The sequence below is a fragment of the Anaerococcus porci genome, assembly GCF_009696575.1.
GTDB classification, from domain to species: domain Bacteria; phylum Bacillota; class Clostridia; order Tissierellales; family Peptoniphilaceae; genus Anaerococcus; species Anaerococcus porci.
The window spans coordinates 66,538-79,548 of record NZ_VULQ01000002.1; the positions used below are offsets into that span (position 1 = coordinate 66,538).

Annotated in this window: 14 protein-coding genes and 2 tRNA genes; 2 read left to right on the forward strand and 14 right to left on the reverse strand. The window is 28.4% G+C overall.

Annotated elements, in window-relative coordinates; translation table 11 throughout:
- Nucleotides 1-276: 276 nt before the first annotated feature.
- Together FYJ26_RS01880 and FYJ26_RS01885 are read right to left on the reverse strand one after the other, a co-directional pair.
- Nucleotides 277-362 (reverse strand) — tRNA-Leu (locus tag FYJ26_RS01880).
- 3 nt (nucleotides 363-365) lie between these two features.
- A tRNA-His gene (locus FYJ26_RS01885) sits at nucleotides 366-442 on the reverse strand.
- Nucleotides 443-771: 329 nt separating this feature from the next.
- Between FYJ26_RS01885 and FYJ26_RS01890 the strand changes: the two genes are divergently transcribed.
- Nucleotides 772-1,368, forward strand: a complete 597-nt coding sequence (locus tag FYJ26_RS01890; RefSeq protein ID WP_154539060.1) for a regulatory protein RecX — start codon at nucleotides 772-774, stop codon at nucleotides 1,366-1,368.
- On the forward strand, nucleotides 1,365-1,634 hold the full coding sequence (locus tag FYJ26_RS01895) for a GIY-YIG nuclease family protein (RefSeq protein WP_154539062.1): 270 nt from the start codon (nucleotides 1,365-1,367) through the stop codon (nucleotides 1,632-1,634). The genes FYJ26_RS01890 and FYJ26_RS01895 overlap by 4 nt, the downstream gene beginning before the upstream one ends.
- On the opposite strand, the gene FYJ26_RS01900 is transcribed toward FYJ26_RS01895, so the two are convergent.
- From FYJ26_RS01900 to rsxE, 12 genes are all read right to left on the reverse strand, one after another.
- Nucleotides 1,627-2,556: a ribonuclease E/G gene (locus tag FYJ26_RS01900; RefSeq protein WP_154539064.1), complete on the reverse strand. Its 930-nt coding sequence runs from the start codon at nucleotides 2,554-2,556 to the stop codon at nucleotides 1,627-1,629. The genes FYJ26_RS01895 and FYJ26_RS01900 overlap by 8 nt on opposite strands.
- Complete coding sequence (locus tag FYJ26_RS01905) at nucleotides 2,553-3,176, reverse strand: hypothetical protein (RefSeq protein WP_154539066.1); 624 nt, start codon at nucleotides 3,174-3,176, stop codon at nucleotides 2,553-2,555. The genes FYJ26_RS01900 and FYJ26_RS01905 overlap by 4 nt, the downstream gene beginning before the upstream one ends.
- Nucleotides 3,176-6,580: a penicillin-binding transpeptidase domain-containing protein gene (locus FYJ26_RS01910; RefSeq protein WP_154539068.1), complete on the reverse strand. Its 3,405-nt coding sequence runs from the start codon at nucleotides 6,578-6,580 to the stop codon at nucleotides 3,176-3,178. Before FYJ26_RS01910 ends, FYJ26_RS01905 begins: the two co-directional genes overlap by 1 nt.
- 10 nt (nucleotides 6,581-6,590) lie before the next feature.
- On the reverse strand, nucleotides 6,591-7,082 hold the full coding sequence (gene mreD / locus FYJ26_RS01915) for a rod shape-determining protein MreD (protein WP_154539070.1): 492 nt from the start codon (nucleotides 7,080-7,082) through the stop codon (nucleotides 6,591-6,593).
- Nucleotides 7,079-7,924 (reverse strand): rod shape-determining protein MreC, encoded by an 846-nt coding sequence (gene mreC / locus FYJ26_RS01920; protein WP_154539072.1) that lies wholly within the window; start codon nucleotides 7,922-7,924, stop codon nucleotides 7,079-7,081. The genes mreD and mreC overlap by 4 nt, the downstream gene beginning before the upstream one ends.
- A 2-nt stretch (nucleotides 7,925-7,926) precedes the next feature.
- Nucleotides 7,927-8,940 (reverse strand): rod shape-determining protein, encoded by a 1,014-nt coding sequence (gene mreB, locus FYJ26_RS01925; protein ID WP_154539074.1) that lies wholly within the window; start codon nucleotides 8,938-8,940, stop codon nucleotides 7,927-7,929.
- 12 nt (nucleotides 8,941-8,952) lie between these two features.
- Nucleotides 8,953-9,630, reverse strand: a complete 678-nt coding sequence (gene radC, locus FYJ26_RS01930; protein WP_154539076.1) for a RadC family protein — start codon at nucleotides 9,628-9,630, stop codon at nucleotides 8,953-8,955.
- 1 nt (nucleotide 9,631) lies between these two features.
- Entirely contained in the window at nucleotides 9,632-10,144 is a 513-nt protein-coding gene (locus FYJ26_RS01935) for a Gx transporter family protein (protein ID WP_154539078.1), read from the reverse strand.
- A complete protein-coding gene (locus FYJ26_RS01940; RefSeq protein ID WP_154539080.1) occupies nucleotides 10,141-10,533 on the reverse strand; it encodes a NusG domain II-containing protein in 393 nt (130 codons plus the stop codon). The genes FYJ26_RS01935 and FYJ26_RS01940 overlap by 4 nt, the downstream gene beginning before the upstream one ends.
- Nucleotides 10,534-10,941: 408 nt before the next feature.
- Nucleotides 10,942-11,739, reverse strand: a complete 798-nt coding sequence (locus tag FYJ26_RS01945; protein WP_154539082.1) for an RnfABCDGE type electron transport complex subunit B — start codon at nucleotides 11,737-11,739, stop codon at nucleotides 10,942-10,944.
- Between the two features lie 12 nt (nucleotides 11,740-11,751).
- Nucleotides 11,752-12,327 carry an electron transport complex protein RnfA gene (locus tag FYJ26_RS01950; protein ID WP_154539084.1) on the reverse strand — a complete coding sequence of 192 codons (576 nt, stop codon included), beginning with the start codon at nucleotides 12,325-12,327 and terminating at the stop codon, nucleotides 11,752-11,754.
- A 9-nt stretch (nucleotides 12,328-12,336) separates the two neighbouring features.
- Nucleotides 12,337-13,008 carry an electron transport complex subunit RsxE gene (gene rsxE, locus FYJ26_RS01955; protein WP_154539086.1) on the reverse strand — a complete coding sequence of 224 codons (672 nt, stop codon included), beginning with the start codon at nucleotides 13,006-13,008 and terminating at the stop codon, nucleotides 12,337-12,339.
- Nucleotides 13,009-13,011 lie beyond the last annotated feature (3 nt).

Here is a 13,011-nt window from a genome sequence, read left to right on the forward strand (position 1 = left end):
TTTAAGAAAGCTGATATTAAGAAAAAGATATCTTATTCTTTTAATTAAACCTTTATAATTTTTGTACATAATAATAATGTAGATGGCAAAGCTTTGCAAAAATTAATAGGTTTTACTAATTTTAAGGCACACATACTCCTAAATCTAATATTTAGAGTAATATATTTTAAAGAATCACAAAAAATCAAATAAAAAAGTGGGATAAACAATCCATTTCCCACTCATTAACCACAACAAAAAAAGAAGCGTTAAAACACTAACACTTCTTTTAAATATTGGTGCGGGATAAAGGAGTTGAACCTTCACGAGAAAATCTCACTAGATCCTAAGTCTAGCGCGTCTGCCAATTCCGCCAATCCCGCATATGGGGTGAGTAGAGAGATTCGAACTCTCGATCTCCTGGGCCACAACCAGGTGTCTTAACCAACTGGACCATACCCACCAAGTAAATAACTTACTATATAAGTATACATCCAATCAAGCTACTTGTCAAATAAATTTAAAAATATTCTTTTTATTTTTCATATTTACTCTAAGTTGTCTCTTCTGACTTGATTATAATACCACGTTTTAATGGTTAATGCAAGTTTTTTTAAAAACTTATAGTTTTACAAAAAAGAACTCTTATAGTAAAATATTTTTAGGATTGACTAGAAATTGAGGTGATTTCATGAAAAAAAAGTCAAAAAGTAAACTTATCTTAAAAATTTTCGCTATTGTTATAGCCCTATCTATGATAATTCCTATAGTTATGAATGCTGTTGAGTCTTTATGATTTTAGAAAATATAGATTACTCAGAAAAAGAAAATATTATAAAACTTACAATATCAAACGAAATTTTTTATTTATCTTATGAGTTTTATAATAATTTAGATATAAACATTGGTGATGAAGTTGATTTTAATCTTTATAAGAAAATTTTAAATGAAAATGACTATAATAGATGTAAATCTTATGCCTTAAAACAAATTTCATATTCTAACAATACTAGCTTTGATTTAAGAAATAAAATGTATAGAAAGGGATTTTCAGATGATAACATTAGTAAGGTTATTAAATTCTTAAAATCCTTTAATTTTATAGATGATGATTACTATGTAAGAAGCTTTGTTAATGATAAGTCAAAAATTTCATCTTGGTCTAAGGCTAAAATCAGGTTTAGGTTAAAGGCTAAGCATATAGATGATAAGTTAATTGATAAATATCTGGATAAAATTACTTATAAGGATGAATACGAAAAGGCTAATTTTTTAGCTCAAAAAAGGTTTGACCTAGGTCATGATAAGGATAAAGTATTTAGGTTTTTAGCTAATAGGGCATTTTCTTATGATATTATTAAGAATGTTTTAGAGGACTTATACCAATGACTTATGGATATGTCTATATGTTAAGATGCTCTGATAACAGTCTTTATACTGGATGGTGTAAAAACATTGATGATAGGTTAAATAAACATAATAGCGGATTAGGAGCTAAATATACAAGAAGTCGTAGACCCTGTAAGTTGGTTTTTTTTAAAGAGATAAATAGTAAAAGTGAAGCTTTAAAGCTTGAAATTAAATTAAAAAATTTAAAAAAGGAATATAAGGAAAACATAGTAAGAAATTTCCAAAATAAAAATGGAGCTATTTGAGGTAGCCCCTTTTTTTTAATTTATCTTTAAGTCTTTCTCCTTTCCTTTCAATACTTAATTCAAATAAACCCATCTTAGTAAATCCAAATATTTCATAATTTTCAAAGAATTTAACAATTGTTTCTTTAACTAAATTAATTAAATTATCATTTCTACTAGATCTTAAAAAATCTATAATAACCATACCTCCTATATTTCTTAATTTTATATTATAAAAAATAAACTCGAGTATGGATTTATTTATCTGATAGAAAAAGTCGCTTTCATTAAGAGTAGAATTTTTCTTTGATGAATTTACATCTATTACTGTAAGAGTTTCTAACTCATTTATTATAATTGATAGATTGCCTCTATATAGCTTATCTTTTCTTACACTTTTTAAAGACTCTTTAAATAATTTATCATTTACTATATCCACCTTAGCTAATTCTAATTCTTTATTTTCTTCAATATAGAAGTCTAATTCATTTTGAGATAATATTAACTTTGGACTAGGTGTAAAGTTTTCTTCTCTTATAATCTTATCTCTAAGATTTATCAAATCATTGTATGACTTCTTATTATAAATTCTGTTCTTTTTTAACTTAGGATAGCCTTTATTTTTAAATCTATATAGATAATATTCTTCATTTTCTATCCTGAAATTTGCACTCATAGTTGGAAGTTTATCATCAAATCCTTCTTTTACTAATTGTACGATAATAGAATCTCCAATTTTAAAGCTTTTTTTTGTTTTTAAAAAGCCCCTTTTATCTTTATCATATAATAAAAAATAAGCATTTATGGAATCTATTTTTCCAACAACTCTAGCCCTGTATATATTATATAGTTCAGGATTGTAAAAATTCAATTCATAAAGCTTATCTTCTACTACCTTACCAAAGGCCTTATTTTTGTCATCTATAAATATATAATCTGTCATTTTTTAAATTTCATTTTTATTTTTTCTATAAAGCTAAGCTTCTCAATATCAGCTTTTTTGTCATCCTTAAGATTGTTAATAATATCTATATAGTCTTCATTTTTTCTTTTTACACCTAAAAATTTAGAAGATTTTTCAAGGATTTCATTTCTCACTATTCTCTCATCAAAGCCATCCTCTGCTTCGATAAAAAAATAATCTGCATCTATTTTCTTATTTATATCCTCATCGCTGACTATCGTTATGGTTTTTTTATTTTCAATCATATTCTTAGCTAAGTTATCAAAAATCAAATAATCATAGCAAGATAAGTCCTCAATTAATTTATTTATATCATCCTTTTTTATTTCATACTTATCCTCTAATAGAGGAGCTATTATAAAATCTATATTTTTATCTGCTTTGTTAATCACATTTTCTAAACTAACATAGTTTAAGAAATGATCACATATATCATATGTAATCATTCCTTCCATGTCGTAAATATCTTCTAAATTCAGACTAGTATTTCTCTTAAATGATATTAATAGACATCTTTTATCTTTAGACAAATCCTTTGATAAATTATTCATAAAAGGAAGCCTATATTCTAGCTTACCTTCAATTAAATATATTTGCATTATTCATCTCCATGTTCATGTTCATCTACTTGATTAATCTCGCCAAGTCTATCAGCTGGATTTATTCCTTGCTCTTGTTCATTTTTTAGATTATTTATTTTTTGGTCTTCTGGATTTATTTTAATATCAAAATATTTGCATATTATATCTCTCATTATAGGAGCACAATTATAGGAAGTATCTCCTTGGGTTAAAACCATAGATACAGCTATTTCCGGATCATCATATGGAGCAAATCCAACCATCCATGCATAAGGATCATACAAAGTTCCATCTGCATTTTTTCCTTCTACTTCAGCCGTACCTGTCTTTGTACCTATATCCAGTGGAATTGTTTTAAGGATTGGATTATTTTGAGATACTAATAAAGTACCATATTTAATATCTTCTAAATATTTTGAATCTTTTATATCAATCTTTTTGTTTTCAGTTTGATTTTCAAATAAGACATCCTTAGAGTTATGCTTAGTTACTTTATCTATTAGTGTATATTTATTTAAATATCCACCATTTGATAAAGTAGATATCACTCTGTTCATTTGAAGTGGAGTGTAGGAGTTTTGACCTTGACCTATAACTATATTTAACATATCAGTAATATCCCATTGTGCTTGATTTAAATAAGTATATTTTAAGGTATCTACTAGACCTGCACTATCCCCTTCTTTTATTTCTATAGGTTCATATCCCATCTCATCTATCATTTTTATAAGTCCATTTCTATCTAAAGAATTTGGATTTTCAGCAAGCTTAAGTATTGTATCAATATCTGTATCTAAATCTGCCTGAGTTTTTTTAGTGTTTTCCTTAATATATTTTTTAAGATTTCCATCAAGATATTTTTTCATCATTGCTTTTGTTACTTCAAGTTTTTTATCGGTTGATGGAATATTACCCTTACTTTCTTGGGGTATATTTATCTCAATACCAGTAATATTGTTAAGTCCTAACATCTCGGCTGCTTTTCTTATATCATTTAACTCTAACTTTATGCCCAAGGAGTTTCCAGTTGCTGGATTTTCTCCCAAAGCTAAACAATAGAAATAATAGTTGCATGAATCTCTTATAGCGCCATATAAGGTCTCTTCACCATGAGTACCACCTGTTTCTGACCAAATTAAGCATGAAAATCTTTTATTACCAATGTCCATAAAACCATTACACAAATTTGTTTTTTGTGGATCAAGTCCTTTTTCAAGTGCTGCTAAACTTGTTACAAGTTTAAAGGTTGAACCTGGCATTACTGCTGTTTGACTTGCTATATTCATCATCGGCCTTGCCTCAAGTACACTAGCATCATCAGGAACTTGTAGGCTTTCCCAATCAGTCGCAGATATTCCTGTCGCAAATAAGTTTGGATCATAACTTGGGTAGGAAGCCATAGCGAGAACCTCTCCTGTTTTAACATTACTTACTACAACTGCTCCACTTGTTGCATTAGGAGCTGATCTTAAAGGAGTGAAATTTCCATATTCTGAACTATATGATTTACCTTGTCTAAGAGCAGCCAGTACATCCTTTAGAGAATTTTCTGCTTGTGCTTGCAAATTAGCATCAATTGAAAGATATACATCATTGCCTGGTTCTGAATCAGTTTTTGATAAAGTTTCAATTCTATTACCAGATGAATCTACAGTCACTACTGATTTACCATTTTTTCCCCTTAAGCTATCTTGATATGATTCCTCAACTCCAGTCTTACCTATAATTTCATCTCTTAGATAAGATTTTTCATTAACATATTTTTTAACTTCATTATCTGTTGCAATAGGCCCCATGTAACCTAGGATATGACTTGCTAAATTTCTATTAGGATAAGACCTTATAGGAATTGTTGCAACACTTATTCCCTTTGCCTTATCTATATTCTCTTCTATTCTTAATACTGTAGCTTCATCTAGATTATAAACCAAATTTATAGGCCTAAAACCAAAAGATCCTTGCCTATTTATTAGATTATCAATAGTAAGCACACCTATAGATTCATAATCGTTATCATTTTCTATTCCTGATATAAGTTTAATATAATCAAGAATTTCCTTAGCACTATCTGACTTACTAAGAGTTTTTATTACAGTATCCTTGTCATGAAGCTTATCTTTTGTAGCATAATATTCAAAAAAGTCCTTTTTATCAATATTAAAGGTATAATCCCAATCCTTGATGTCATCTTCTGATATATCAATTGAAGGATAGACATTATTTAGAGTATTGGCATTTTGAGCTAAATACTTATAATTTTTATCTAAAATAACAGGTTTTAAAAGATTATTTTTATCAGCAAGTACAGCAAGCTCTTCTACAGGATCACCTGCTTGGGAATTTTTAAATTTGATGTCTACAGAATAAATATTTTTATCATCTTTTGTTTCAGTTTTTACTTCTGTTGTAAAATTTGCATAAATCCCTTTATTTTCCAATTTTTCTATAAGTTCATTGGCTGGTATCATATAAGACCCATCTTTTTCATTTATACTTGCAGATTTTAGAAACTCTTTGACAGATGACTTTTTAACTATTTCATAAAAATCATCACTTGCCTTAGAATTTAAATCAATACTAGGATAAATATTATTAAGGCTTGCTTTTTTTTGTATGAATTTTTCGTCTGCACTTATAGCATAGTCTTTTAAAATAATATTTGAATTTAGACCTTGTTTTTTAATTATATTATAAGCTAATATTCTAGCTTGATTATTTTCTAAAATATTTTTAATTACAGATTTATCATCTCCAATTGATTCAACCACTACACTAACGGGATCATCATTAATACTATGTCCTATAGACTTTAATTTACTCTCAGCATTATCCTTATATTTTAAGTTAAGACCATTTTCATCATTACTTACTAATAAGGGTATATCTATCCCTCTTTTTTTCAAAGCAAGCAAAGCTGTTTTCATAGTATCATATTGTATTCCATTTTCATTTGAATTTGAAGTTACAATTTCTCTCATTAAATTATTATCAACAATTATATCTACAATCTTATCTTCTGGAGACTTATCTTCATTGAAATAATCATCTTTTTTCTCATATTGGAAAGAATTTAATCTAATATCAAATTCGTTTTGATAATTAACTCCTGCTTCTTCTAAAATATTAACCAAAGAATTAATAGCCTTTATCCTATCTTCATCTTTTAAGTTTGTTAATTGATCTTTATAAAGTTGAACTACAAAAGAAGGTACAGTTGTAGCCAAAACATTACCATTTCTATCAAGGATATCTCCTCTACTAGCTATCTCATCAACTTCTTGTACCTTTCTATTGTCAGATAAATCTCTGTAATAGTCTCCTTGTCTTACCATTAAAGAAAATAATTTTATAGCTATTGCAATAAATAAGAAGCCAAATATTACTTGAACCAAGGTTAGCCTATTTTCTTTTTGTTTTTTCAAAACCTACACCTCATATTCTATATGTTGGAATATACATAATTTTGTTTACTACTAAATGATAAATCAAATAAATCACTGTATTTAATATCGCTTCAATTATAACTGGTATAAAAAGGTAGTTTTTAATTACTTGTAAATCTCCTTTAAATAAATAAGTTATAAGACCTACAAATAAAAAGTTAATAAAGGTGAATACAAAACTTAACAAAAGTCCAGTATTTTTATCACTCTTAAACCTTAATCTATCATTTCCTACAAATGTTCCTATGAGAAAATAAGAAAGTGCCCTTATACCTATTACATCTGCGAACATCAAATCTTCCAATAATCCTACAATTAAACCTGAATATGCTCCAGTCTTTGGTCCCAATGTTAATGATAAAGCTATTGTCATAGCTATGATTAAATTAATATTTGCACCAAATATATCAACTTTAGAAAAAACTGTGATTTGTAAGATAAAACTCACAAAGACAACAATTAATGTTTTAAATTTATTCATTTTGTCCCCCCTTTATTTTGTAGTATTAAAACCCTATATAGGTGAGAAAAATCTACTGGAGAATCTACTGTAATGTTTTTTCTTAAAGAATCATTGGACATATTTACATTAGAAATTTTTCCAAGGTATAACCCTTTTGGATAAACTCCACCTATTCCTGAAGTCAAAAGAATGTCAGAATCTTTTACATCACTATCTACTTCAAGCATATAACCACTTATAGTTTTATTCTTGTAATCATCTATAACTCCATAATCACCACTTCTTGAATTAATAAAAGAAACGTCATTAGATGAGTTTTTGATGGTTTCAACTTCTGCTGTAGTATCATTTACAGAAACAATTTTACCTATTACTGCTGATGAATAATCAGTGTTTCCTATAGCTTGAAGTACAACATCATTTACCCTAATACTATCATTTTTTCCCTTGTCTATAAAGAATGATTCATGCATAGAGTTAACATCAGAATTAATAATTTGTGCTTTTATATAATTATAGTCACTATTTTCTATTGCATTTCTTTCTGCTTTTAAATAATCTTCTCTATTAATTATCTCTGACAAATTAGCATTTTCTTTTAATAATTTATTATTTTCTGCCTTCATCTTTTCTAACTCAGATCTTGTATTTTTGGAGCCAAATGTATCTTCTACAGCATTTATTATCTCTGAAGATATTGCATATGAAACTTTATTTATTGGTTGAAAAATTGTATTAGTTAGATTATTACCAGCCTTAACTAGTCCTTCCGACATATTTGATGTAAATATTAATACAATTAATAAAATTATTGTAATTATAAAAGATTTATTACTTTTCTTCTTTCTCCTATATGACATAACTACCTACTTTTATATTTAAAAAATCTATCAGGATCTTCAAGTATAATTCCAGCTCCTTTTATAGCATCAAGTTCTGGATTATCTGAAACGTGTCCCTTAAGATCTATTTTCTTTTCTATAAATTCTTTAAGTCCTTTTATATTAGATAAACCACCAGTCATTATAAAACCATCATTTTTTATATCAGCCGAAAGTTCTGGCGGTGTTTTTTCTAAAACAAGATAAATCATATCTACTATCTTATCTGCAAAAGGAAGAATAATTTCAGCTAACTCTTCACTTCTTAATTTAATACGCTTAGGCTTAGCGTCTATTAAGTCTCTACCTTCTACATTCATTGACTTTTCTTTATCACTTATTTTAAGTGATAAAATTTCTTTTTTAATATTCTCTGCTGTATTTATCCCAATCTCAATCTTTTTATTGTTTCTTAGAAATGAAACAATCTCTTTATCTATGTAATCACCACCTAAATTCATAGTTTTACTGGCAACAATTCCATTTAAACTAACAAGGCAAACTTCACTTGTACCTGCCCCTAAATTTAAAGCTAAAACTCCTCTTGGATCTTCTGGACTAAGTCCTATACCAAATAAAGCAGCCAGTGATTCATCAACCATAATTACATCCCTACTTCCAGCATGTAAAGATGCATCTTCAACTGCCCTTTTCTCTATATCAGTAATTCCACTTGGGACACAAACAACTACCCTTGGTTGAATTACTGAAAAACCTGGATTTATTTTTTGAAAAAAGTAATTTAGCATAGCTTCAGTCAAGTTAAAATCTGATATTACTCCCTTTTCTATAGGTTTTTGAACAATAATATCATCCGGAGTCTTACCTATCATATCTTTAGCAGGCTCCCCTATAGCTTTTATAGCCTTATTTTGATGATCAAGTACTAATAGTGATGGTTCACATATTACCACACCCTCACCTTTTTTATAAACTTCAATACTTGAAGTACCTAAGTCGATTGCTAGGTCCTTTGCTATTATTCTAAAATTCATCTAATCTTACTCCTATATAAAATTTTCTTCTCTAAAACTATAATATTCATCTAGTCCTATTATTATGTGGTCTAGTACTTCAATATCTAATATTTTTCCTGCATCTATAAGTCTATTAGTTGTTAGCATATCACTTTTTGATGGATTTGAATTTCCACTAGGGTGATTGTGAACAAAAATTACGGATTTAGCACTCTTTCTTACTGCCACAACAAAACACTCTCTAGGATTTACTATGGAGGAATTTAAATCACCAGTAGAAATTAACTCCTTTGATATAATAACATTTTTAGTATCTAATAATATAGCATAGAAATGTTCTTTTTTTGTGTCTAAAAATTTATTTTTCATCAACTTGTAAACATCATTAGATGACTTAATTTTGACTATTTCTTTATTTAGTATTCTTTCTGATAGTCTTCTACCGAATTGAATACCTGCTATAATCTTACTTGCCTTAGCAAGTTTTATACCTTCAATTTCACAAAGTTCTTCTACAGTAATTGAAATAAGTTCATCACTAGAAAACTTGTCAAGAATATCCTTAGAAAGTTCTATAGCATTTTTACCTTGAGAACCAGTAGAAATTAAAATTGCTAAGAGTTCTTCATCACTTAACACTTCATATCCTTCATTTTTTAATCTTTCTCTTGGTCTTAAAGATTTGTCTATATCCATAATTTTTTTCATGTTATACTGCACCTATTTTTTTTAAATGTTCAATAATAAAACCTGTACTTAATCCCACAAAAAATCCTGTAAAAATCCCTATAAAAACTAGTATAGGAAAATAATAAAACATCTTTAAATTAGACATAAATACCGCTGCAACTATTATTTGCCCAAAATTGTGAAAGAAAGCTCCTAGTTCACTTACACCAATTAATGAGAAATCATCTCCTATTTTTTTTAATCCTATATACATTGCTGTGGTTGAAAAAATAGCCCCTACAAAAGAATAGAAAAATGACATTACCTGTCCTGTTATTAAAACAAGTAAGAGTGATTTTAAAGCACTAACAGAAAGTGATTTCTTATAATCATAAATGTATATTGAAACAAATATAACTATATTTGAAAAACCGAGCTTTGCACCAGGTATTGGTACGGGCATAGGTATCATAGACTCTATTAAAGATATAGCAAGAGATAGGGCTGTTAGTAAGCTTAAATTTATATAAGTTTTAACATTTGATTCCTTCATCCTACCACCTTATCTATTCCATCATCTTTGCTTTTTTCATCATCTTCTTCTATAATTTCTAATATAAGTCTATGTGGCAGACATACTATTGTTTCTCCACTTTTACTTATAGCTGGCATATGGGTACAAATAAGATCTCTACAATTTGCTTCTTTCATATTTACTTTACCATCTTTTATTTCTACAACATTGTACTTACCATTACCTATTTCTATTTTAAAGGTCTTATCCTTATCTAGTGGATATTTTCCATATTCTTTTCCATTTAACTCCACTAATAAATAATCCCCATTTACATTAGATTTAAATCTTTGCACAAAAAAAGCCATCAAAATACTCAATAGCAAAAGCGACACTATAACAATCAAATCTCTTCTTTTAATTTTCATAAAATACCTCTTTTAAAGTTTATCATTTAAGCTTTGTTAATGTCAATTTTTAAAGCTTAAAAGAAAAAAATACAAATTAAAATCAAAAAATCCAAAATATTACAAAGCTGATTAAATCTCATCTTTTTCCTATATTTTAATATTTAGACATCCTATATAAGCTATTTATAAATATAAATTATAAGATAATCTAGCTAAAAGAACATATATGAAAAAAATCCTTATATTGAAGGAATAATAATTGATTCTATCTAAAAGATACATATTAATATTTAATATTTTTTAAAACTTTTATAAAAATTTATAATTTTAATTATTTCTATTAAAAAAGCATCAACAATACCAATAAATAATTGATTTTGTTAATGCTTTGAGATTGATTAACTTTAAATAGTTTTATTAAAATTATTACCTTACTTCTATACATTTAGCTGGACATTTTTCAGCAGCTTCTTTTAGAAGTTCAATATCAAGTTCGTTTGATATAGTTTCTTTTGATAGGAAATTTTCCATTGAGAATCCTTCAGGATAAGTTCTTGCACATATTGAACAACCTATACAACCTACCTTACAATTTCCTCTTACATCTTTTCCCTTGTCATGTGATGAGCAAATAACAATTGCCTTTTGTGAATATGGTACAAGCTCAATTATATTTTTTGGGCAAGTATCTACACAAGCCCCACATGCTACACACTTTTCTCTGTCAACAACGCTTACACCATTTTGCATATGTATAGCATCAAAGTCGCATGCCTTAACACATGAACCACATCCTACACAACCATAATTACAAGCTTTTTTTCCACCAAATAAGCTAACTTGAGCTCTACAATCTTCTAAACCTTGATATTCAAATAAGTCTTTAGCATTATCACAGGTTCCATTGCATTTAACTACCGCTACTTTTTTTTCGCCTGCACCAGCTGGTTCAACACCCATGGCCTCTGCAACAGCATCTGTTGTAGGTTGACCGCCTATAACACAAGCTGAAACTGGAGCTTCTCCTTTAGCTATAGCATTCGCACATCCATCACAGCCTGGATATCCACAAGCACCACAGTTTGCACCAGGTAGTGCATCTCTTACTCTTTCAACAATAGGATCTGTTTCTACTTCAAATTTTGTACTTATTACACCCAATAACATAGCTAAGATAAAACCTAAAACAGCTAATACTATTGTTGGTATTATTATATTCATCATTTTACTTCTCCTCTATGCTAATCCTGCAAATCCCATGAAGGCAATTGACATTAGTCCTAAAATAATCAAGGATATTGGAGCACCTTTGAAAGCTTCAGGAAGATCATTGTCTTCAACCTTTTCTCTTATTGATGCTAATATTACTAAAGCTATCAAAAATCCTACTGCAGCAGCAACTGAGTTTACTGTTGTCTCTAACAAGTTATATGAATCGTTAATATTCTTTATTGCTACACCCAAAACAATACAATTTGTTGTAATAAGTGGTAAATACACACCTAAGGCTTCATATAGATTTGGCATTGACTTTTTCATTATCATTTCTACAGTTTGCACCAAGGCAGCTATTACTAGTATGAAAACTACGGTTTGCAAGTATCCTATATTTAATGGATTTAATATGTAATATTGAATAACCCAAGTAATAATAGAAGAAAGTGTAACTACAAAAATTACAGCAGCTCCCATTCCTTTAGCAGTCTCTACTTTATTTGTAACACCTAAGGTAGGACATATACCTAAAAATTGTCCTAATACATAGTTATTTACAAATATTGATGCAATAATTATTGAAAATAAATTAGACATAATTTCCTCCTAATTATTTGCTTTTTTCTTTTTACTATTTGATATAGCACTTGCTACAGCAAACATAATACCTAATATAATAAATGAAGATGCAGGTTGTACTAAAAATCCAACTGTAAAATCTTTTGGAATTATTCTAATATCCAATAGAGTACCATTACCAAACAATTCTCTAATCGTTGCAAGTATTGATATAGCTATAGTATAACCCAAGCCTTGTCCAAGACCGTCAACAATTGATGCTAGTGGTCCATTTTGTGAAGCAAAGCCTTCAGCTCTTGCAAGAATTATACAGTTTACAACTATAAGTGGAATAAAGATTCCTAGTGATTCATCAAGTGCTGGCAAATATGCTTTTATTAGCATTTGTACCATAGTAACGAAACTTGCAATTACAACTATAAATGCTGGTATTCTTACTTCATCAGGTATAAAATTTCTTAAAAGTGAAATAACAAGATTTGACAAAGTAAGTACAAATATTACAGCAGCCCCCATTCCTATCGCATTTGATAAGGATGAAGATATAGCAAGTACAGAACACATACCAACCATTTGTACGAAAACTGGGTTATTTGAAAATATCCCATCTTTAAATACTTTTAATAGCTTAGGTGAATGTTTTTTTCTTCTTTCTTTTTCTTTTTGAACATCTATAGGTTTTCCAGTTTGTCTTTCCATATC